Origin of the sequence: Sphingomonas sp. 22176, from assembly GCF_052045505.1 — a bacterium.
In the GTDB taxonomy this organism is placed as follows: domain Bacteria; phylum Pseudomonadota; class Alphaproteobacteria; order Sphingomonadales; family Sphingomonadaceae; genus Sphingomonas.
This window is the reverse complement of sequence record NZ_JBQEPL010000003.1, coordinates 72,910-92,034: the sequence shown is the minus strand read 5'-3', so window position 1 is coordinate 92,034 and position 19,125 is coordinate 72,910. Positions and strand designations below refer to the sequence as shown.

Sequence of the window (19,125 nt, the reverse complement as noted above, 5' to 3'; positions counted from 1 at the left end):
GGGCGTTTTCGTGCATCCGTGGCGCCGCACGTTGCGAAGCTTACAGGCAACGAGAAGAGGGTCGCGCCGATGCCGAAACCGAACGCCCGCCATGCGCCGGACATCCGCGGCAATCTGCTGCTGCGATCCCTCCCGCAAAGCGACGCGTGGTTGCTGATCCCGCACCTCTCCCGCCTGCACGTCGACCGCGAGGACCGGGTAAGCCGCACGCCCTGCGGGGCGGTGCAATTGATCTTTCCGGAGACGGCGGTCTTCTGTGTTCGCCAGGCGCTTCTCGGCGATCGTCAGCCGGCCCTCGGCCTGGTCGGCCATGAGGGCATGCTGGGCTGGTCGCTGCTGATGGGGGTGGAAGAGAGCTCTACCCGCGCCACCGTGGAGATGCAGGGCGGTACCGTCCTGTCCATTGCGGCCGGGCCCCTGCTGGAGGCGTGCGCGAAGAGTCTGACGCTCCGCGCCAATCTGCTGCGGTATGCGGACAATTTTCTGGAGCAGATGGCCTCGATGCTGGGCTCGAACACGATCGATCCCTTGGAACGCCGCGTCGCTCGATGGTTATTGATGCTCCACGATCGCAGCCAAGGCGACACGCTGTCATTGACGCATGACGAGGTCGCACGCGCCCTTCACACACGACGGGCGAGCGTGACCGAATGCTTCCATGTGCTAGAGGGTGAGAAGATACTCCGCTGCGAGCGTGCACGCCTTACTATCTGTGATCGCGAGCGCCTGACGGTGGTGGCAGGATGTTCGTATGGCGCTGCCGAGGCGCGGTATGCTGCGGAAATTGCGCCTTGGCCGCGGGGAGTGCAGCTTCCTCCTCCATCGCCGGGTCAACTTCGTATCTCGCAGGCCACCTTGGTGCCTTGATTGAACCGGTGCGCCAAATTCCGTCTTACCTATTCGGCGTGAAAACCTTGGCGCGGTCGACCGATCTTCACCCAGTATCTGCCATTCGGCCGGCAACGTGGCTATGGCAGCTTTGTCCCATTCTGCGACTCCGACATCCAGATCATTGTACGGTTCTTCGCGGGACTGCGACAGACGCGGGCAGCAGGCGGAGTTTCAGACAGAATTCGATTGTAAGCTTTTTTGAGCGGCAGCAGACCGGGGGATGTCCGCCGACATCATTTGTCTAACCTCGTCGCCTCACGTTTGTCTAACCGCGAGACAGAGCCAATGAAGACAGCGCCATAGCTAGGGAGATGGTGACCCGGAGAGGATTCGAACCTCCGACCTCTCGATTAGGAATCGCTTGCTCTATCCTGCTGAGCTACCGGGCCACGCGGGTGCTCGTACCGGCCTATGCCGGCCAAATCAATTGCGCGCCTCGGGTGGGACGATGGGAACCAGCAGCGGCGCGACCGACACGCCCTCTTCCACCAACGCCTTTGCCTCTTCCAGCGTCGCCTGGCCGTGAATCGGCGCCTCGGGTGCCTCGCCCAGATGCATGGCGCGGGCCTTCTCCGTGAACGCCTTGCCCACCCATTCGGAAGTTTCGAGCTGCTTCGCCTGAATCTGCGCGATCGCGGCGAGCGCCGCCTGGAAGGCCTCGGGCGAAACCGGCGGCTTCTCGGCTACCTGATTGCCCTTGGCGGCTACCGCTGGTGCCATCACTGCCTTGGTGACGTTACTGTCACCGCAAAGGGGGCAGACGATCAGCCCCTGCACCCGCTGCGCCTCGTAGGCGCTGCTCGATTTGAACCATATCTCGAACACATGCGCACTGGTGCACTTGAGGTCGAAAACGATCACGCGAGCGTCGCCTCGGGGATCGCGCGGCGGTGCCGAAGCACCGGCACGCGGGTCCGCACATCGTCCAACCGCGCGGTGTCGAGCTCGGCAAAGCCGAGTCCGGCCGCATCGCCCATGTCGAGCAGCACGTCGCCCCAGGGATCGATGGCGAGGCTGTGGCCGTAGGTGGCGCGGCCGTCCTGATGCTCGCCGGTCTGCGCAGCGGCGATAGCGAACGCCGCCGCCTCGATCGCGCGGGCGCGCAGCAGCACGTGCCAGTGCGCTGCGCCAGTGGGCCGCGTGAACGCCGCCGGCACCGCCAGGATCGTCGCGCCCGCATCGCTCATCGTGCGGAACAGGTCCGGGAAGCGCAGGTCGTAGCAGATGGCGAGGCCAAGCTTGCCCAGCGGCGTGTCGACCACCACCGGCCCCGCACCTGCCGTGTAGCTGTTCGATTCGCGCCAGCTCTCGCCAGTCGGCAGATCGACGTCGAACAGGTGCATCTTGTCGTAGCGCGCGCGGATTTCGCCCGCATCGTCGATGATGAAGGCGCGGTTGGCGAGCTTGCCGTCCTCGCGCAGCACCGCCAGGCTGCCCAAATGCACCCAGACGCCCTGCTTCGCCGCAGCATCGCGCACCGCGGCCAGCACGGGATCCTCGCCCTCGGGCCGATAGTGCGGCAGCGCGCGCTCCCGGTTACCGTCGACCAGGCCGGACATTTCGGGCGTGAACAGCATCGCCGCCCCGCCCGCCTTGGCCTGCGCCACCGCCGCGACCAGCGTCTCGGCGTTGGCGGCGGGATCGATCCCGCTGGTCATCTGGAGCAGCGCGGCGCGGCTCATGCGGCGAGCAGCGGGTCCAATCCGCCCTTGCGATCGAGTGCGGCGAGATCGTCCGAGCCGCCGATATGCTGCCCGTCGATGAAGATCTGCGGCACCGTCGTGCGGCCCGGCGCGCGCTCCAGCATCTCGGCGCGCTTGGGCCCGCCCATGGAGATGTCATACTCCTCAAATTCCGCGCCCTTGGCGGTGAGGAGCTGCTTGGCGCGCGTGCAATAGGGGCAGAACGCCTTGGTGTAGATTTCGACCTTTGCCATAATGCTTCCTGAGGTGTGCGCGGGCCCCCGGCTTGTCAATCCATGGCGTCCTCAGCGAGGACGCGTGCCCAGCAAAGAACCACAACGCGCGAAGCCCCGCCGCGTTTGAGCAGGCGGGCGCAAGCATCGCCCGTCGCACCGCTGGTATGGACGTCGTCGACCAACAGCACCGTCTTTCCCGCCAGTCGCGCCCGCGCCTCCGGCGCCAGCGCGAAGGCCCCCGCTACCACCTTGGCGCGCGCCCGCCGCCCCAGCCCTTGGAGCTTCGGCGTCGCCTTCACCCGGCGCAGCAGATCGGTTTCGACCGGTAGCCCGTGCCGCTTGCCCACGCCCCGCGCGATCAGCACCGCCTGGTTGAACCCGCGCGACCAGAGCCGCCAGCGATGCAGCGGCACCGGTACCACCAGGTCCGCGCCCTCGGGCACCAGCCGCGCCATCGCCCGCGCCATCGTCTCGGCCACCGCCAGCCGCCCGCCATATTTGAGCTTGAGCGCCAGATGCCGCGCGACGTCGCCATAGGCCACCGCCGCGCGCACCCCGTCATGCGGCGGCGGATGGGCGAGGCAATCGCCGCACTGCGCCCCCTCCCCGCGCTCGTACTCGAACGGCAAATGGCAGGTCGCGCACCAGGGCGGTCCGAGAAAATGCAGGCTGTCCCAGCAGCTTGCGCAAAAGCGATGATCGGCCTCGACGATCGCGCCGCAGCCCGGGCAGCGCGGCGGCAGCGCCAGGTCGAGGATGCGGAGGAAAGGCGCGCGCGGATCCACGCCCCTCTTGTTCCAAGCCCCGCGCCGCTGCACAAGCGCGCCGTGTCCGACTCCGAAATCTTCGACCGCGCGCTGCGCCGCAAGCGCCGGGATCGCGCCGCCCGCAGCTATGAAAGCTTCCTGCGCGATCACATGCTCGACGGGCTGTACGAGCGGCTGGAGGGCGTGAAGCGCGAATTCCGCACCGTGCTCGACCTCGGCAGCGCCGACGGCAGCTTCGTCTGGCCCGGCGCCACCGTCAGCCGGCTGGAGGCCGGCGCGGCCTTCGCCGCCGCCAGCGGCGCGATCCATGCCGATGAGGACATGCACCCCTTCCCCGAGGCGAGCTTCGACCTGGTGATCTCCGCCGGCGTGCTGGACACGGTGAACGACGTGCCCGGCGCGCTTGCCCTCGCCCGCCGTGCCTTGAAGCCCGACGGGCTGTTCCTCGGCGCCTTTCTCGGCGCCGGCAGCCTCGCGACGCTGCGCGCCTGCCTGCTCGCCGCCGAGGCCGACCGGCCGGTGGCGCGCTTCCACCCGCAGATCGACGTGCGCGCCGCGGGCGACCTGCTCTCGCGCGCCGGCTTCACCCTGCCGGTGGCCGATGTCGAGACGCTGACGGTGCGCTATGGCGGGCTGGGCGGGCTGATCCGCGACCTGCGCGGCATGGCGGCGACGAACCTGCTGCCGAACACCCCGCCGCTCCGCCGCGAGACCCTGCTCGGCACCGCCGCCGCCTTCGCCGAGCGCGCCGATCCGGACGGCCGCACGCCGGAGAAATATTCGATCGTCTACCTGACCGGCTGGGCGCCCGACCCCTCGCAGCCCAAGCCCGCCCGCCCGGGCAGCGCGACCGCCTCGCTGGCCGACGCGCTCAAGCCGAAGGGCTAGGCGGTGGCGCGGCGTCGGTGACCAGCGACGACGCCTCCGCCGGCTGGGACGCCGTTGCCGAACGTTTTGCGGCGCTTCGCTCGGATGTCGGCACCGACATCGTCCTCCGCTGGTCCCGCCAGCTGCCGCGCGGCGGCGCGGTACTCGACATCGGCTGCGGCACCGGGGTGCCGATCGGCGCGTGCCTGGCGGCGCAGGGCTTCGCGCTGTTCGGCATCGATCCGGCGCCCAAGATGATCGCCGCGTTCCGCGCCAACGTGCCCGAGGCGGCCGCAGCCTGCGAGCCGGCGGAAACCAGCCGCTTCTTCGACCGCCGCTTCGACGGCGTGGTCGCGATCGGGCTGCTGTTCCTGCTGCCGGAGGCGGCGCAGACGGCGGTGATCGGCCGGGCCGGGCGGGTGTTGCCCCCCGGCGGACGGTTCCTGTTCAGCGCGCCGCGCGAACGCTGCGACTGGGAGGACAGTCTTACCGGGCGGCGTTCGCGATCGCTGGGCGAAGCGGAGTACGACGCGCTGCTTGCCGCGGCGGGGTTGAAGATGGTGAGGTGTCGTCGGGATACTGGGGGCAACGACTATTTCGACGCCGTGGCACGCGGGACCTGAGGTCCGTCGTGACGGATGTTTCAACTTCCGTTGTCGACCAACTTAAGCCATTCCCATCAGCGGGTGGGAACGACCGCTCCGGCCGAAAGCGGCCATACTGCTGCGCATGCGCTACTGCCAGAAGGCCAAGAGCATGCACTCGGCAACGCGCCGATCAGTTTGTTCGTAAGCGGCGTATTAACCCCTCGCCACACTTTCAATGCGATTGACTCGCAATAGCATTGCCACATAGGAGGCCCCGCCATGATGAAGAGGGGGTTCCATGACGCATAAATTCTTCCTGTCGTTCTTGTCCGCTATGATGCTGACAGGAGGTGCCGCTTGTCCCGCTGCCTCTGCGCAGGAGGTCGGACAAATAGCGGATAAAAGGCGTGCCGATGGGGATATCATCGTCACCGGCCTGAAGCCCGATGAGGGCCAGAACAGGATCGGCGAAAATGGCGCGATGGGCGCGAAAGCCTTGCTGGACACGCCCTATTCCGTGACGGTCGTCGATGCAGAGGACATTGCCCGGCGGCAGGCCAACAGCATCGCGCAGATCTTCGCCAACGATCCGTCTGTTTTCTCCTCGGCACCGTCGGGATCGACCAACTGGTGGGGTACGCAGATTCGCGGGCTGGGTGTGCGCAATTATTACATCGATGATGTACCGTTGTTGCTGTACTGGGGCGGTGACTTCCCGCTGGAGCCCATCGAAAGCGTCACTGCGTTGAAGGGCCTGACCGGCTTCATGTACGGCTTCGGCGCACCGGGCGGTGTGATCAGCTATCGCACCAAGCGGCCCACCAGTGAGCCGATGATGACGACCGAGATCGGCTATCGCACCAACAGCGTCTTCTATGCCCGGGCTGATGTGGGTGGCCCGCTCACCCGCGACGGAAGCCTTGGCTATCGGGTCAATCTGGGGGGAGAAAAGGGGACCGCCTATAATCAGGCCGGGGTGAACCGGCTCGTCGGATCGCTGGCGCTGGACTATGCGTTCAACCCCAACCTCAAATGGCACGCCACCGCGACATATGAGGACAGCAATCTTCAGCACGAGCCGTTCCAGTTCTACTGGGCAGACTATGCCGGGAGCGAATTACCCCGCCCGACCTATGACTATTCCAAGCTCAACGTAGCCAACAGCTATTACAAGGCACGGACGCTGGCCACGGCCACCGGGCTCGACTGGACGTTTGCCGATGGCTGGACCGCACGGCTGACCTATGGCTACACGAGCAAATATCATCGCTCGAACAAGATGTTCGTCTATATGCGCAATCCTGCCGGCGACTATGAAGGCTATGCCTATAATTTCGCCGAACTGGACAAGAACCATTTCGTGCAAGCGATGGTGCAGGGCAACGTCGTGACCGGCCCCATCCGGCATGACATAGTGGCGGGGGCATCCTTCCAGCTCACGGACAGCGCATTTGGCTATAGCGACAAGGATTATTACTGGGGGAACGATTTCAATGGTAACATCTACCAGGATCAGCCATTTCGCGTGACGCGTTCGATCAGCTTCGGAACCGATGGCTGGCCGACACGGGAGCGGCAGAAAGCCTTGTTCCTGAGTGACACGCTGCATTTTGGCGAGCATCTCCAGGCGATGCTCGGTGCGCGCTATACGCAATACAGGCTATTTGATCTGGACGGCGATGCGTCGGTCGATTCCGGCTATCGGACATCGGCGGTAACGCCGACGCTCGCACTGATCTACAAACCCGCGCCCTATGTTTCGATCTATGGCAGCTATGTCGAGGCGATGGAGCCGGGCAGCCGGGTCGGCGGCGAATATGCCAATGCCGGCGAGGTGCTGAAGGCGACGCTCAGCCGGCAATATGAAGTCGGCGCCAAATTTGAGCATCGGCGGCTGAGCCTGACCCTGGCCGGCTTTCGTATCGAGCGCGCCGCCACGATCGATCGGCTCGTCAATGGCGCGCGCCGCCTGACGCAGGGCGGCCTGACGCTGTATAAGGGGGGCGAGGCGATTGGGAGCTATCGGCTCAGCGACGATCTGAAGCTGGGGGCGGGTGTGATCTATCTCGATCCGAGCATTCGTAATGTGTCAGCGGGCAACGAGGATCTGCGCGGCAACGTGCCGGCCGGTGCGGCCAAATGGCAACTCACCAGCGATGCCGAATATCATGTGCCCGCTATTCCCGGCCTCAGCCTGCACGGTAATGTCCGCCATACCGGCAAGGCACCCACCAATGACAGCAACAGCCTCTACGTTCCGGCCTATACTACGGCGAACGCGGGCTTCCAGTTCGACACGCTGATTGATGGACGCAAGGTGACTTTCACCGGGAATGTCAACAATCTGTTCAACGCCAAATACTGGACCCAGACCAACATTGGCGAGGGCATAAACGGGGCCCTGAGCGTCCGCCTGTCATGGTGACGAGGCTGGATGGCGCCGACGGCGGGCCGGTCTAACAATCGGCCATTCCGGCAAATGTGGAACAACGGCAGCTTCCGGGACGATGAGGCGCATGTTTGAACGACCGACACGTTGGCGGTTGTTCACACGTGCCGAGGGCCGGCTGAACGGCAGCCTGGCCCAATTTTGAACTTGGAACCTGCCGCTCCACAATCGGCTCAACCTAACTTGTTCAAAGCCATAGCGACGCCGAACGCGTGAACGTCGGCTTCTACCTCGAGCCGACGTTCATCGGTTCACGTGGGAAGGGCAGGAACGTCCCAAGGTCAGACGCCACGCTAGCCCCCGATCGCTTTCCTAAACCGCCCCGCCCGCAAGCAGCGGCGCCAGCACCTCCAGGAACGGCAGGTCCGCCGGCGGCATCGGCAGCCCCCGCAGCGTCGCCATGTCCGCCCAGGCAAGCGCGCTGGCGTGGCGGGGTTCCGGCACATCCTCCCAGCGCTCCAGCCGGTACAGCAGCAGCACCAAGTGTCGATCGGCGAGCGGTTCGCTGGCGAACGCGAGCGGGACGAGGGAGACGGGATCGACGATGACACCCAGTTCCTCATCCAGCTCGCGCGCGAGCGCTGCCTCGGGGCTTTCGCCGGGTTCAATCTTGCCGCCGGGAAATTCCCACAGGCCCGCCAGCGACGTTCCTTCCGGCCGCTGCTGCACCAGCACGCGTCCGTCATCGATCATCGCCGCTGCCACCACCAGCAGCATCGGACGTGTCCCGTTCACCATCCCTGTCCCGCTAATCACTTCGCAACCAAATCCTGACACTATTCCCGGTGTTTATTGACTGAGATTGGTTGTCGATGCGAGCCCTGATCCACACCCTGCGCGCGCTTTCCCGTGCCGATCGCGGCGCCACCGCTGTCGAATACGGGCTGATCCTCGCCATGGTCGTGCTGGCGATGGTCGGCGCGCTCAGCGTGTTCGGCAACACCGCCACGGCGATGTGGAACAATGTTTCGCAACAGGTCCAAAACACCGGCCATTGACGTATAAACCTTTCGCTAAGCACGCGATTTAGCCGCTTCTTAACCCCTCTTCTCTACGGTCAGCTCGCCACGTCGGTGTCCCGACGGGCCGGTGTTTGAAGTTTCTGGGACGATGGAGACGGCTATGCTTAAGATTCGCAAGTTCATCAAGAATTCCAAGGCCGCCACGGCCATCGAGTACGGCCTGATCGCCGCGCTGATCGCCGTCGCCGCGATCGCTGCCATGAAGGGCCTGGGCACCAGCCTGAACAGCACCTTCAACAACGTCAGCTCGAACATGAAGGCTTCGTAAGCCCAACGTACGAGCGTGCGGGGACGGGGGCGCTGCCGGGCATCGCCGTCCTCCCGGATGTGAAGAAGGAGGGCTTCAGATGAAGATGCTTCGCAAGCTGGTGGCGAACCGCAAGGCCGCGACCGCAATCGAATATGGCCTGATCGCCGCACTGATCGCCGTTGCCGCGATCGCTGCGATGCAGGGCCTGGGCAGCAGCCTCAACGGCACCTTCAACAATGTCAGCTCGAATATGAAGGCGTCGTAACCGCACGCCTTCCTGCGGGTTGAAAAAAGGGGCTGCGCACCGCGTCAGCCCCTTTTTTGTTTTCAGAGGCGACCCATCGCCAGGAACTTGGCACGACGGGCCTGGCGCAGCGACTCGGGCGACATCGCGGCGAGGTCGGCCAGCGCCTTCTCGATCGCGTCGCCCAGCGCCTGCACGGCCTGGCCCGGTGCACGGTGTGCCCCGCCCAGCGGCTCGGGGACGATGCCGTCGATCACCTTGAGCTCGCGCAGGTGCTGGGCGGTGACCTTCATCGCTTCCGCGGCGTCGGGGGCCTTATCGGCGGTGCGCCACAGAATCGAGGCGCAACCTTCCGGCGAGATCACCGAATAGACCGCATGCTCCATCATCAGCACCTGGTTGCCCGCGGCGAGCGCCACCGCGCCGCCCGAGCCGCCCTCGCCGAGGATCGAGGCGACCAGTGGCACGCCCAGCGACAGGCACGTCTCGGTCGAGCGGGCGATCGCTTCGGCCTGGCCGCGCTCCTCGGCCTGCACGCCCGGGAAGGCGCCCGAGGTGTCGACCAGCGTGACGACCGGGATACCGAAACGATCGGCCAGCTTCATCAGGCGGATCGCCTTGCGATAGCCTTCGGGCTTGCCCATCCCGAAATTATGCTTGAGCCGGCTGGCGGTATCGTCGCCCTTTTCGTGACCGATCACCATCACGCGGCGCCCGCGGAACCGGCCGAGCCCGCCGATGATCGCATTGTCGTCGGCAAAGGCGCGGTCGCCGCCCAGCGGCATGAAGTCTTCGATCAGCCCGGCAACATAGTGCTTGAAGTGCGGGCGCTCGGGATGGCGAGCGACCTGCGTCTTCTGCCACGGCGTCAGCCTGGCATAGGTGTCGAGCAGCAGCTTGTCCGACTTGGCCTGGAGCGGGGCGATCTCGGCGGCGATGTCCACGTCGCCGTCATGGGCGGCGCTGCGCAGCTCGTCGATCTTGCCCTGGAGCTCGGCGATCGGCTTCTCGAAGTCGAGGAATGTCGTCATGCGCGCCGCGCTACCGGGCGCCGCGCTTCGCGTCAACGAGCGCCTCGCCCAGTGGGTGTCGCGCATTGACCAGTTCGACCAGCCGGCGGCTGTCGACATGGGTGTAGATTTCGGTGGTCGCGATGTCGGCATGGCCGAGCATCGCCTGGAGCGCGCGCAGGTCTGCCCCGCCCTCGAGCAGGTGGGTGGCGAAGGCGTGGCGGAGGACGTGCGGGCTCGCGCGCTCCGGCGGGATCCCCGCCATTGCCGCCAACGCCCGGACGATCTGGTAGAGGCGGACGCGCGTCAGGTGTTTCTTGCCCGAGGGGAACAGCCAGGGGCTGTCCGGCGGCACCTGCCCCCGCCACAGCGCCACGGCGGCACGCGCGCGATCAGAGATCGGCACCAGCCGCTCGCGCCCACCCTTGCCCTTGAGGATCAGGAAGGGGCGGTCGGGGTGAATGGCATTGCGCGGCAGCGACACCAGCTCGGTCGCGCGCAGGCCCGAGCCATAGAGCAGCTCGATCAGCGCGGCGAGCCGAAGGTCGAGCGGATCGGGCGGCACCCGCGCCTGGCGCTCGGCGATCGCGGCGAACATTGCGTCGACATCGCCGGTGCTGAGGATCTTGGGCAGCCGCCGCGCGGCGCCGGGACGGGGCAAGGCGCTTCCGGGATCGTCGGCACGATGCCCCTCCTCCGCCAGGAAGGCGAAGAAGCGGCGCAGGGCCGAGGACTTGCGCGCGACCGTCGCGCGGGCGAGCTCGGACCAGCCGCCGGCGAGCCGCTCGATCTCCGCGCGCCCTGCTCCGGACAAGTCACCGCCCAGTGCCTCGGAGGCAAGGCGGAGATCCGTACCATAGGCCGCGATGGTGTTCGCCGCCGCGCCGGTTTCGGCACGGAGCATCTCCAGGAAGCGCTCGATCAGGTCGCGATCGGCGCTCACTCGGCGCGCGTGACCGCCTCCACGGCGATCATCCGGGCGTAATTGGCCATCCCCGCCGCCCGCATCGCCGCGACGATGTGGTAGAGCGCCTCGGGGGTCACCTGGTCCCAGCGCGGCGACTGCATGCCGACGCCAGCCAGCAAGGCGACCATGCCGGGCTGGTTGGCAGCACCCGCGCGGTCGATCGCCTGGGTCCAGACGTTGACGCCGCCAATGCCGACCTTGGTCGCTTCGGCCCCGCGCTGCGCGTCGCTCGGAGAAAGGCGGCCTAGCCCGGCGAGCCCGGCAAGCAGCATCGCGGCCTTGCGCGGGCTTGCGGCGCCTGCATAGCGCTCGAAATCGCTGTAGCCGATCGGCCCTCCCACATCGGCAAGCGCGAGCAGCGCCCAGCCCTCGCTGCCCGGCGCGACCACGCCGCGCCACTGCAGCGCCGCCGAATCATAGCCCGCGGAGAGCATCGCCGCGATCAGCCGGTCGGGCTCGGCCGCATTCTTGTTCGCCGGGATCCAGGCGGCGGCCTTGGCGGTGAGCACCAGCCGGGCGTAGCGCAGCCGCGGGCTTTCGGCCGCGTCCCACAGGCTCTTCATCGCCTGCACACGCTCGGCGGCCGAGCCGGTATAGGCGGCGCGCAGGTCGCGCACCGTCTTCTGCAGCGGATCGGGGACGTCGTTCGCCTGGTCGAGCTCGGCATAGAGATCGACCAGCGCGGCGTTGGACAGCACCCCCGCCGCCGCCGCCAGCTCGGCAGCCCCCGCGCGGTTCACCGGCGACACCGCGGGCGACAGCGCCTGCCAGTAGCGGAACTCCGGCCCCACGGTGGCGAAAAGGTTGTCGGGGATATCCACCCCCGCCGCGGTCGCCATGCCGAAGCGCCAGGCGGAAAGTGCGGGCACGCCGACCCAGTCGATCGTCACCGCGCGCCGCGAATCGGCACCCATGCCGACCACCTTGGTGGCGAGCAGTGTGTCGAGATCGTTGCGCGGCTTGCCCTTGCTCGCCGCATCGAGCCGCTGGTCGGCCTCGCTCGGCTTGCCGGCAAGCCCCGCGCAGATCGCCTGGGCCAGCGCCCAGCCGCGATCCGGGATGTTGGACGCCGCATCGTCGACGATCGGGCAGACCGCGGCCGGATCGCCGGTCGCCAGCGCAACCTGCATCGCGACACGATCCAGCGCATTGGTATAGTCGTCGATATCGACATAGCTGACGAGGCCGCGCGCAGCCGTCGCCTCGCCCATGCGGAGCAGCAGCCAGGCACGCTCAGCGGCATAGTCGGCACCGTCGATCCCGCGCGGCGTATCGAGCGGCGACATCAGCGCGCGGCGCAGCGCGATCGACACCCAGCGCGAGGCAACCGGCGCATCGAGCCGCCGCATCAGCGTCACCTGGGTGGCGCCCGCCACGTCGCCGAACGCATCGGCGGGGAACGGCGCATTGCCTGCCGCCAGGATGCCGATGCGGTTGAGCGGCCGGCGCACGCCCTTGGGCAGGTCATATTGCGATAGATCGATCGCCGGTGCGACCGCCACGCTGGCGTTGCTCTCCTCGACGTCGAAGGCATCGGGCCCCATGTCGCCGCCGACGGGCGCCACGTCACCGCTCGGCGACGGGACCGCTGCCGGCGCTGCGCTGGGCGTCGGGCTCGGGCGCGCCGAAGGCTGCGGTCGCGGCGTCGGCTGGTCGAAGCCGGGCGGCAACAGCGATTCGGGGGCTTTCTGCTGCTGGCTGAACGCCGGAACCCCGATCGCGGCGAGCAGGGCCGCCGCGATCGCGAGGCGCGACGCCCTAGTTGGCGAGGTTTTCAAGCGCGACTGCCTTCTCCATGCGCACCGGCTCCTTGACGGTATTGCGGCCGGCCAGCGCGAACATGCCGCCCACCAGAACCACCAGAATCACGAGCAACACGACAAGCATACGCGGCATGAAAAACAGTCCAATCCTTGAGCGATACGGGCCTTTTGCCCGAGACGGTCCCTCGCTGTATAGCCCTTCGCACGATGTTACAAACGCATGCGCAACTGAACAGCTGGACCGGCAAGCCCATCGTATTGGTGGGGCTGATGGGTGCCGGCAAAACCACGGTAGGGCGCCGCCTCGCCCAGCGCCTGCGGCTTCCCTTCGTCGATGCCGATGCGGAAATCGAATCGGCGGCGGGGATGTCGGTCTCCGACATCTTCGCCAAATTCGGCGAACCGCATTTCCGCGACGGCGAACGGCGGGTGATCGCCCGGCTGGTCGACGGCACGCCCAAGGTGATCGCCACGGGCGGCGGCGCGTTCATCAATGACGAGACGCGGGCGCTGATCCTCGATCAGGCGATTTCGATCTGGCTGGATGCCGAGCCTTCGGTGCTGGCGGACCGCGTGCGGCGGCGGGACACGCGCCCGCTGCTCCGCGGCAAGGACCCGCTGGCGACGCTGACCGAGCTCGCCAAGGCCCGAAACCCGTTTTACGCGCTTGCGCAGATCCGCGTCTCCAGCGTAGCCGCACCGCACGAAACCACCGTCGAAGCGATCCTGAAGGCCCTGCGCAAGTGACCACCATCCCCGTCGCCCTGGGCGCACGCAGCTATGACGTGCGCATCGAACCCGGCTTGCTCGCGCGTGCCGGCGAAGTCCTCGCCCCGCTGTCGCGGGGTCGTGCGATGCCGATCATCACCGACACCAACCTGTCGGCGCATTGCCAGACGCTGGTGGCGAGCCTCGCCGCCGCGGGCGTCACCGCGCCGGTGCTGACGCTCCCGGCGGGCGAGAGCACCAAGAGCTGGGCGCAGCTCGAAGCGGTCATCGACTGGCTGCTCGCGCAAGGCGTGGTCCGCAGCGATCACGTGATCGCGCTGGGCGGCGGCGTGATCGGCGACCTGGTCGGCTTCGCGACGAGCATCCTCAAGCGCGGCTGCAACTTCGTCCAGATCCCCACGACGCTGCTGGCGCAGGTCGACAGCTCGGTGGGCGGCAAGACCGCGATCAATTCGAGGGCGGGCAAGAACCTGGTCGGCGCGTTCCACCAGCCCTCGGTGGTGCTGATCGACCCGCAGGTGCTCGACAGCCTGCCCCAGCGCGAGCTGCGCGCGGGCTATGCCGAAGTCGCGAAATACGGGCTGATCGACGATGCGGGGTTCTTCGCCTGGTGCGAGGCCAACGCCGCCGCGCTGTTCGCGGGCGATCCGGCGGCGCGGGCGCATGCGATCGGCCATTCGGTGGCAGCCAAGGCGCGGATCGTCGCGGCGGACGAACGCGAGACGACCGGCACGCGGGCTCTGCTCAACCTTGGGCACACCTTTGGCCATGCGCTGGAGGCCGAGACCGGCTTCTCCGACAAGCTGCTCCACGGCGAGGCGGTTGCGGCGGGCATGGCGCTGGCCTTCGCCTTCTCGGCACAGCAGGGCCTGTGCCCGGCGGAGGATGCCGCGCGGGTGGCGGCGCACCTGCGGTCGGTGGGGCTGCCCGATGGGCTGGCGGCGGCAGGCGTGACCGCAGACGGCGCGACGCTGGTCGGCCACATGCTCCACGACAAGAAGATGGAGGGCAGCACCCTGCCCTTCCTGCTCGCGCGCGGCATCGGGAAGACGTACTTGGACAAGACCGTGGACCTGGCCAACGTCGCGGCGTTCTTGGACGGGCAACGCCGCTAAATTCCTCCCCGGCACGGGGAGGGGGACCAAGACGCGCAGCGGCTTGGTGGAGGGGCCGCCGCGCCAGCGGCGGGGTGCCTGCAGGTGGAGCCCGCACCGCGCCTCACGGCGCGGCCCCTCCACCACGCGGCTTACGCCGCGCGGTCCCCCTCCCCGTTCCAGGGAGGAATTTAACGGGCCCGCTCGATCACCGCGGTCACCAGCGCGATGCGCTCCACATCCGCATACGCGGCCGTCTCCAGCTCCTCGCCGAACACGTCGGGGTCGATCTCCTCGTAGCGCAGCCGGCAGCCCTCCGCCGCGGCGAGCTGCACCAGCCGATCGTGCAGCTCGTCCGCCCCGCGAACGACCGCGCTGCCGGTGTAGAGCAGGAACCGTCCGCCTGCAGCGAGCCGCGGCACCGCCTCGCACGCCATCGCCAGCGCCACCCCGGCGCCGTGGAGGTCGCCACCGTCGCGATAGGCACGTCCGGCAGGGTCGATGATATAGGGCGGGTTGGCCAGCACCAGGTCAAGTTCGCCCGAGATGCCCGACAGATCGTCGCCCTCCACGAACCGCGCCGCGATGCCCGCCGCCTGCGCATTCACCCGCGCCAGCCGCAGCGCTGCCGGGTTGATGTCGGTCATCACGATGTCGACCTTGGGGCAGCAATGCGCGGCGGCGATCGCCCCCGCTCCGGCGCCGGTACCGATATCGACCAGCGTCGCCCCTTCCCGCTCCGGGCAGCGGCGGAGTTCCTCGGCGATGAAGCGCGCGAAGCGGTAGCTGTCCGGGCCGAAGAACACCGCATGGGTGTCGTCGGTCGGATAGGCGGAATGCACCAGCAGGTCGGGCCCCAGCGTCGAGACACGGACCTTGCTGCGCAGCAGGTCACCCGCCGCCTCGATCAGCCCGGCCGCCTCCAGTGCTTCCAGCAGCGATGCATCGAGCAGATCGCGCGCGAAGGGCAGGCTCCAGCCGAAGACATCGCGCAGGTCGGCAGCGCGCTGACGGTCGGCCCGGGCGAGCACCCGTGCGTGGGTGGCAGGCGTGGGGGTGATGAAGCGGTAGGCGCGTGCCTTCAGGAAGGCGACCAGTACATGGAGCGCCTCCCCCATATCCGCCGCCACAGGTCGTTCCGCCACCAGCAGTGCCATGCATACTCCCACAAAATCGTTCCGCATCAACGTTACGGGCCCGCAGAGGGTCCGGCGCCAAGTGCTTGATCCATGGCAAGTCCCTTGCCCCGTCCAGCGCCAGGGCCTAGCTCCATGGCATGCGCATTCTAGCCCTGGCCCTCGCCGCTTCGACCATGCTCGTCTCCCCCGCCCTCGCCCAGCAGACCGCGCCCGCGCCGATCCTGACGACGCCCGAGGCGAAGGACGTGTGGACCCATGCGCGGCCGGAAGTGGCGCGCGTCACCCATGTCGCGCTCGACCTACGCGCCGATTTCGCGACCAAGACGCTGTCCGGCACCGCGACGCTCGACATTCTCGCCGCACCCGGCGCGACGGAAATCGTGCTCGACGACGACGGGCTGGTGATCGCCAAGGTGACCGATTCCGCCGGCAAGCCGCTGCCCTTCACGGTAGGCGCGGCCAAGCCCGATCTCGGGGCGCCGCTCACCGTGCAGCTGCACGGCGCGCGCAAGATCGTGCTCCACTATGCCACCGCGCCCGGTGCCTCGGCGCTGCAATGGCTCGCCCCCGCGCTCACTGCCGGCAAGAAGAAGCCCTATCTGTTCAGCCAGGGGCAGCCGATCAACAACCGCAGCTGGATCCCCACCCAGGACAGCCCGGGCATCCGCCAGACCTGGTCCGCCACGTTTACCGTTCCCGCCGATCTCGTCGCGGTGGCGAGCGGCGAGCGCATCGACGGCGCCAAGGGCGTGCCGGCGGGCAAGGGCTGGCACAAGTTCCGCTTCCGGATGGACAAGCCGGTGCCGCCGTACCTGATCGCCTTCGCGGTGGGTGACCTCGCCTTCCAGCCCGTCGGCCCGCGCGCGGGCGTGTGGACCGAGCCGAGCATGCTCGCCGCCGCTGCGAAGGAAGTTGCCGATGTCGAGAAGATGATCGACGCCGCTCAGGCGCTCTACGGCCCCTATCGCTGGGGCCGCTACGACATGCTCGTCTTGCCGCCGAGCTTCCCCTATGGCGGCATGGAGAACCCCACCCTCACCTTCCTGACGCCGACCATCCTCACCGGCGACCGCTCGAATGTCGACGTGGTCGCGCACGAGCTGGCGCACAGCTGGTCGGGCAACCTCGTCACCAACGCGACCTGGTCGGATTCGTGGCTCAACGAGGGGTTCACGACGTACTTCGAGAACCGCATCATGGAGGCGGTGTACGGCAAGGAACGCGCCGCGACCGACGCCGATCTCGAATGGGACGGCCTGCAGAAGGACATCGCCGATGCCGGCGGCATGGAGGCCCTGACCACGCGGCTGCACGGCGAGCCGGGTGCGACCTTCGGCCAGCTCGATTACTTCAAGGGTTCGACCTTCCTGCGCACGATCGAGCGTACCGTGGGCCGCCAGCGCTGGGACGTCTATCTGCGCGGCTATTTCGACCGCCACGCCTTCCAGCCGCAGACCACCGCCGGCTTCCTGGCGGACCTGCGCGCCAATCTGGTGAAGGGCGACGCCGGGCTGGAGGCCAACCTCCAGCTCGACAAATGGGCTTATGCCGCGGGGCTGCCGAACAACGCCGTGCATGTGCAATCGGCAACGCTGAAGGCCGTCGATGCCGCGCTTGCGGCCGTGAATGCCGGCGGGCCGGTCTCGGCGGTCCATCCGCAGGGCTGGGCGACCCAGCAATGGCTGCGCTTCCTCAACGGGCTGAACCGCCAGCAGACGCCAGCGCGGCTGAAGGAACTGGACGAGACGCTGGGGCTGTCGGCGTCGAACAACGCCTATGTCCGCTCGGCCTGGGGCGAGCTGGCGATCGCCAACCGCTATGATCCCGCCGTTCCGAGCATCGAGAAGCTGGTCGGCAGCGTCGGTCGCGGGCTGCTGATCTACCCGATCTACAAGGACCTGGTGGCGCAGGGCGACTGGGGCAAGCCGATCGCGCGGCGCCTCTGCGAGGCCTCGAAGGCGAGCTACCACCCCACCGTCGCGGCGGGCGTGGCCAAGATCGTCGGCGCGGACTGATCCCGTGCCGCGCGGCGTCGCCAAGCGGGACCTGCCCACCAAGACCTGCCCGGTCTGCCAGCGCCCCTTCGCCTGGCGGAAGAAATGGGAGCGGGATTGGGAGAACGTTGTGTACTGCTCGGACCGCTGCCGGCGCGCGGGGAAGTAGCGGCTCAGCGGGTTTCGGGGAAGCTGTCGATCTGTTTGGTCGACAGCACCCGCGTCGGCACGAAGTTCATCAGTAGATCGCTCTGTCGCAGGACGATCGCGTCGCGCCCCTTCTTGATGGCGACGAAGTCCTCCCAGGCGAAATTGGTATGGCCACGATCGGAAGCAAAGGCGACGCCGTCTGCGGACCAGGTGATCGTGGTGCGATCATGCAGCGCACGCTGTTGCGCGAAGGTTCGTCGCGTTCGGGATGGGATCCGCAGGTAGTTCACCCCCAGGATCAGTGGGAAGACGACCAGCCAGTAACCGCCCGCGATCGCCGCTACCAAAGGGGCTGGCCCAAGCGACCATGGCTTTGCCAGGAACCAACCCAGCAACGCCAGCACGACGATCGGCAGGAATAACGCACGAACGACCCGCCGAGATCGCAACGTGGCCCTGTAGTTCAGGCGAGAGGCCGCGATGACATCTTCGGGCGTCGGCTGGAAGGTAACGCTGTACATCGTGCCGCGATGCCCGAGCGCCGACCCGCAAGCAAGGCACCTGCGGTACGGCGTGACTGCACTTATTGATAGCGCAGTGTCTTGCCGAAGCCGGTGTTGGTCTTCGCCATCTTGCTCAGCTTGCGCAAATACGCCTTTACCTCGCGCTCGAAGCGTACATCGCTCCGTACCCCCGCACGGTAGAAGTCGTCCTTGGCCAGGAGCGACTTCAGGGCAGCGCCAAGCTGCGCCTGATCGTTCACCGCGTCGCTGTGGCGAAGTTGCTCGCACACCCACTCTTCAGCCGCCGCCTTGTCATAATCGTCTTCGCGATCGCGGCCATAGCGATCGGCAACATCCTGATCCGATCGGGCGGCCTTGATCCGCCGTTCGAGCCAGATGCGGACCTGCGCCGGGTCCCAGGGCGCCTGCGGCTCGCTCATTTCGCCACCTTCGAGGCAACCGCCCAGGCCAGCCACAACCACCCCGCGATCAGCGCCGCCCCGCCGATCGGCGTCACCGCCCCCAGCCAGCGCGGCAGGCCGAGCGCCATCAGGTACAGCGTGCCCGCGAACACCAACCCGCCGCCGACGAACAGCGCCGCAGGCCCGCGCGCGCCCGACTGCAGCGCCACCAGCGCCGCCACCGCGTGCACCAGCTGATAATGCCCGCCGGTCTTGAGCCACTCGACCGCCTGGCCCTGCGCGCCATGCGCCCCGAAGGCCCCGGCCGCTACCGCCATCGCGCCCGAGAGCGCCGCCAGCACCGCGATCCAGTTCATGCG

General features: G+C 67.6%; 24 protein-coding genes and 1 tRNA gene. 11 read left to right on the top strand and 14 right to left on the bottom strand.

Annotation, left to right across the window (positions count from 1 at the left end; genetic code table 11):
• Positions 1-69 precede the first annotated feature (69 nt).
• The gene (locus ACTJKY_RS12375) at positions 70-867 is read left to right on the top strand and encodes a Crp/Fnr family transcriptional regulator (RefSeq protein ID WP_440846460.1); all 798 of its coding nucleotides are present in this window, start codon (positions 70-72) and stop codon (positions 865-867) included.
• A gap of 336 nt (positions 868-1,203) precedes the next feature.
• On the opposite strand, the gene ACTJKY_RS12370 is transcribed toward ACTJKY_RS12375, so the two are convergent.
• From ACTJKY_RS12370 to ACTJKY_RS12350, 5 genes are all read right to left on the bottom strand, one after another.
• A tRNA-Arg gene (locus ACTJKY_RS12370) sits at positions 1,204-1,280 on the bottom strand.
• Between the two features lie 34 nt (positions 1,281-1,314).
• Entirely contained in the window at positions 1,315-1,752 is a 438-nt protein-coding gene (locus ACTJKY_RS12365; protein WP_440846459.1) for a DUF1178 family protein, read from the bottom strand.
• Positions 1,749-2,573 (bottom strand): carbon-nitrogen hydrolase family protein, encoded by an 825-nt coding sequence (locus ACTJKY_RS12360; RefSeq protein WP_440846458.1) that lies wholly within the window; start codon positions 2,571-2,573, stop codon positions 1,749-1,751. The genes ACTJKY_RS12365 and ACTJKY_RS12360 overlap by 4 nt, the downstream gene beginning before the upstream one ends.
• Positions 2,570-2,827: a glutaredoxin 3 gene (gene grxC / locus ACTJKY_RS12355; protein WP_440846457.1), complete on the bottom strand. Its 258-nt coding sequence runs from the start codon at positions 2,825-2,827 to the stop codon at positions 2,570-2,572. Before grxC ends, ACTJKY_RS12360 begins: the two co-directional genes overlap by 4 nt.
• 35 nt (positions 2,828-2,862) lie before the next feature.
• Positions 2,863-3,594 (bottom strand): double zinc ribbon domain-containing protein, encoded by a 732-nt coding sequence (locus ACTJKY_RS12350; RefSeq protein ID WP_440846456.1) that lies wholly within the window; start codon positions 3,592-3,594, stop codon positions 2,863-2,865.
• 42 nt (positions 3,595-3,636) lie between these two features.
• On the opposite strand from ACTJKY_RS12350, the gene ACTJKY_RS12345 reads away from it, so the two are divergent.
• The 3 genes from ACTJKY_RS12345 to ACTJKY_RS12335 all read left to right on the top strand — a co-directional run bounded on the left by ACTJKY_RS12345 (position 3,637) and on the right by ACTJKY_RS12335 (position 7,455).
• The gene (locus tag ACTJKY_RS12345) at positions 3,637-4,464 is read left to right on the top strand and encodes a methyltransferase domain-containing protein (RefSeq protein WP_440846455.1); all 828 of its coding nucleotides are present in this window, start codon (positions 3,637-3,639) and stop codon (positions 4,462-4,464) included.
• Between the two features lie 17 nt (positions 4,465-4,481).
• The gene (locus ACTJKY_RS12340; RefSeq protein ID WP_440846454.1) at positions 4,482-5,066 is read left to right on the top strand and encodes a class I SAM-dependent DNA methyltransferase; all 585 of its coding nucleotides are present in this window, start codon (positions 4,482-4,484) and stop codon (positions 5,064-5,066) included.
• Positions 5,067-5,328: 262 nt separating this feature from the next.
• The gene (locus ACTJKY_RS12335; protein WP_440846453.1) at positions 5,329-7,455 is read left to right on the top strand and encodes a TonB-dependent siderophore receptor; all 2,127 of its coding nucleotides are present in this window, start codon (positions 5,329-5,331) and stop codon (positions 7,453-7,455) included.
• Between the two features lie 336 nt (positions 7,456-7,791).
• Here ACTJKY_RS12335 and ACTJKY_RS12330 read toward each other — a convergent pair whose 3' ends face one another.
• Positions 7,792-8,217 carry a (deoxy)nucleoside triphosphate pyrophosphohydrolase gene (locus tag ACTJKY_RS12330; protein ID WP_440846452.1) on the bottom strand — a complete coding sequence of 142 codons (426 nt, stop codon included), beginning with the start codon at positions 8,215-8,217 and terminating at the stop codon, positions 7,792-7,794.
• A 74-nt stretch (positions 8,218-8,291) separates the two neighbouring features.
• Between ACTJKY_RS12330 and ACTJKY_RS12325 the strand changes: the two genes are divergently transcribed.
• From ACTJKY_RS12325 to ACTJKY_RS12315, 3 genes are all read left to right on the top strand, one after another.
• Positions 8,292-8,477: a Flp family type IVb pilin gene (locus ACTJKY_RS12325; RefSeq protein WP_440846840.1), complete on the top strand. Its 186-nt coding sequence runs from the start codon at positions 8,292-8,294 to the stop codon at positions 8,475-8,477.
• 124 nt (positions 8,478-8,601) lie between these two features.
• A complete protein-coding gene (locus ACTJKY_RS12320) occupies positions 8,602-8,769 on the top strand; it encodes a Flp family type IVb pilin (protein ID WP_440846451.1) in 168 nt (55 codons plus the stop codon).
• A gap of 79 nt (positions 8,770-8,848) precedes the next feature.
• Positions 8,849-9,016 carry a Flp family type IVb pilin gene (locus ACTJKY_RS12315; RefSeq protein WP_440846450.1) on the top strand — a complete coding sequence of 56 codons (168 nt, stop codon included), beginning with the start codon at positions 8,849-8,851 and terminating at the stop codon, positions 9,014-9,016.
• A gap of 62 nt (positions 9,017-9,078) precedes the next feature.
• Here the strand turns inward: ACTJKY_RS12315 and ACTJKY_RS12310 are convergent, their stop codons facing one another.
• From ACTJKY_RS12310 to ACTJKY_RS12295, 4 genes are read right to left on the bottom strand one after another with little or no spacing between them, the layout of a single operon-like run.
• Complete coding sequence (locus ACTJKY_RS12310) at positions 9,079-10,026, bottom strand: acetyl-CoA carboxylase carboxyltransferase subunit alpha (RefSeq protein WP_440846449.1); 948 nt, start codon at positions 10,024-10,026, stop codon at positions 9,079-9,081.
• A gap of 10 nt (positions 10,027-10,036) precedes the next feature.
• Positions 10,037-10,948, bottom strand: a complete 912-nt coding sequence (locus ACTJKY_RS12305) for a tyrosine-type recombinase/integrase (protein WP_440846448.1) — start codon at positions 10,946-10,948, stop codon at positions 10,037-10,039.
• Positions 10,945-12,750: a hypothetical protein gene (locus ACTJKY_RS12300; RefSeq protein ID WP_440846447.1), complete on the bottom strand. Its 1,806-nt coding sequence runs from the start codon at positions 12,748-12,750 to the stop codon at positions 10,945-10,947. The genes ACTJKY_RS12305 and ACTJKY_RS12300 overlap by 4 nt, the downstream gene beginning before the upstream one ends.
• Complete coding sequence (locus tag ACTJKY_RS12295) at positions 12,731-12,868, bottom strand: hypothetical protein (RefSeq protein ID WP_164521922.1); 138 nt, start codon at positions 12,866-12,868, stop codon at positions 12,731-12,733. The genes ACTJKY_RS12300 and ACTJKY_RS12295 overlap by 20 nt, the downstream gene beginning before the upstream one ends.
• 74 nt (positions 12,869-12,942) lie before the next feature.
• Here ACTJKY_RS12295 and ACTJKY_RS12290 point away from each other — a divergent pair, with 74 nt between their 5' ends.
• Together ACTJKY_RS12290 and aroB are read left to right on the top strand one after the other, a co-directional pair.
• A complete protein-coding gene (locus ACTJKY_RS12290; RefSeq protein WP_440846446.1) occupies positions 12,943-13,482 on the top strand; it encodes a shikimate kinase in 540 nt (179 codons plus the stop codon).
• Positions 13,479-14,579: a 3-dehydroquinate synthase gene (aroB, locus tag ACTJKY_RS12285; RefSeq protein WP_440846445.1), complete on the top strand. Its 1,101-nt coding sequence runs from the start codon at positions 13,479-13,481 to the stop codon at positions 14,577-14,579. Before ACTJKY_RS12290 ends, aroB begins: the two co-directional genes overlap by 4 nt.
• A 170-nt stretch (positions 14,580-14,749) precedes the next feature.
• Here aroB and ACTJKY_RS12280 read toward each other — a convergent pair whose 3' ends face one another.
• On the bottom strand, positions 14,750-15,715 hold the full coding sequence (locus tag ACTJKY_RS12280) for a methyltransferase (protein WP_440846444.1): 966 nt from the start codon (positions 15,713-15,715) through the stop codon (positions 14,750-14,752).
• Between the two features lie 119 nt (positions 15,716-15,834).
• On the opposite strand from ACTJKY_RS12280, the gene ACTJKY_RS12275 reads away from it, so the two are divergent.
• Both ACTJKY_RS12275 and ACTJKY_RS12270 read left to right on the top strand, forming a co-directional pair.
• The gene (locus ACTJKY_RS12275) at positions 15,835-17,712 is read left to right on the top strand and encodes a M1 family metallopeptidase (protein WP_440846443.1); all 1,878 of its coding nucleotides are present in this window, start codon (positions 15,835-15,837) and stop codon (positions 17,710-17,712) included.
• 4 nt (positions 17,713-17,716) lie between these two features.
• A complete protein-coding gene (locus ACTJKY_RS12270) occupies positions 17,717-17,860 on the top strand; it encodes a DUF2256 domain-containing protein (RefSeq protein ID WP_440846441.1) in 144 nt (47 codons plus the stop codon).
• Positions 17,861-17,864: 4 nt separating this feature from the next.
• Here the strand turns inward: ACTJKY_RS12270 and ACTJKY_RS12265 are convergent, their stop codons facing one another.
• From ACTJKY_RS12265 to ACTJKY_RS12255, 3 genes are all read right to left on the bottom strand, one after another.
• Positions 17,865-18,362 carry a YcxB family protein gene (locus ACTJKY_RS12265; protein WP_440846439.1) on the bottom strand — a complete coding sequence of 166 codons (498 nt, stop codon included), beginning with the start codon at positions 18,360-18,362 and terminating at the stop codon, positions 17,865-17,867.
• 62 nt (positions 18,363-18,424) lie between these two features.
• Complete coding sequence (locus ACTJKY_RS12260; protein WP_440846437.1) at positions 18,425-18,784, bottom strand: hypothetical protein; 360 nt, start codon at positions 18,782-18,784, stop codon at positions 18,425-18,427.
• Positions 18,781-19,122 (bottom strand): DUF423 domain-containing protein, encoded by a 342-nt coding sequence (locus ACTJKY_RS12255; RefSeq protein WP_440846435.1) that lies wholly within the window; start codon positions 19,120-19,122, stop codon positions 18,781-18,783. Before ACTJKY_RS12255 ends, ACTJKY_RS12260 begins: the two co-directional genes overlap by 4 nt.
• Positions 19,123-19,125 lie beyond the last annotated feature (3 nt).

Coding starts and splice junctions, on each gene's coding strand:
- ACTJKY_RS12375 (WP_440846460.1), top strand. CDS start 70: ATGCCGAAACCGAACGCCCGCCATGCGCCGGACATCCGCGGCAATCTG.
- ACTJKY_RS12360 (WP_440846458.1), bottom strand. CDS start 2,573: ATGAGCCGCGCCGCGCTGCTCCAGATGACCAGCGGGATCGATCCCGCC.
- grxC (WP_440846457.1), bottom strand. CDS start 2,827: ATGGCAAAGGTCGAAATCTACACCAAGGCGTTCTGCCCCTATTGCACG.
- ACTJKY_RS12335 (WP_440846453.1), top strand. CDS start 5,329: ATGACGCATAAATTCTTCCTGTCGTTCTTGTCCGCTATGATGCTGACA.
- ACTJKY_RS12330 (WP_440846452.1), bottom strand. CDS start 8,217: ATGGTGAACGGGACACGTCCGATGCTGCTGGTGGTGGCAGCGGCGATG.
- ACTJKY_RS12325 (WP_440846840.1), top strand. CDS start 8,292: ATGCGAGCCCTGATCCACACCCTGCGCGCGCTTTCCCGTGCCGATCGC.
- ACTJKY_RS12320 (WP_440846451.1), top strand. CDS start 8,602: ATGCTTAAGATTCGCAAGTTCATCAAGAATTCCAAGGCCGCCACGGCC.
- ACTJKY_RS12315 (WP_440846450.1), top strand. CDS start 8,849: ATGAAGATGCTTCGCAAGCTGGTGGCGAACCGCAAGGCCGCGACCGCA.
- ACTJKY_RS12310 (WP_440846449.1), bottom strand. CDS start 10,026: ATGACGACATTCCTCGACTTCGAGAAGCCGATCGCCGAGCTCCAGGGC.
- ACTJKY_RS12295 (WP_164521922.1), bottom strand. CDS start 12,868: ATGCCGCGTATGCTTGTCGTGTTGCTCGTGATTCTGGTGGTTCTGGTG.
- ACTJKY_RS12290 (WP_440846446.1), top strand. CDS start 12,943: ATGTTACAAACGCATGCGCAACTGAACAGCTGGACCGGCAAGCCCATC.
- ACTJKY_RS12280 (WP_440846444.1), bottom strand. CDS start 15,715: ATGGCACTGCTGGTGGCGGAACGACCTGTGGCGGCGGATATGGGGGAG.
- ACTJKY_RS12275 (WP_440846443.1), top strand. CDS start 15,835: ATGCGCATTCTAGCCCTGGCCCTCGCCGCTTCGACCATGCTCGTCTCC.
- ACTJKY_RS12265 (WP_440846439.1), bottom strand. CDS start 18,362: ATGTACAGCGTTACCTTCCAGCCGACGCCCGAAGATGTCATCGCGGCC.
- ACTJKY_RS12260 (WP_440846437.1), bottom strand. CDS start 18,784: ATGAGCGAGCCGCAGGCGCCCTGGGACCCGGCGCAGGTCCGCATCTGG.
- ACTJKY_RS12255 (WP_440846435.1), bottom strand. CDS start 19,122: ATGAACTGGATCGCGGTGCTGGCGGCGCTCTCGGGCGCGATGGCGGTA.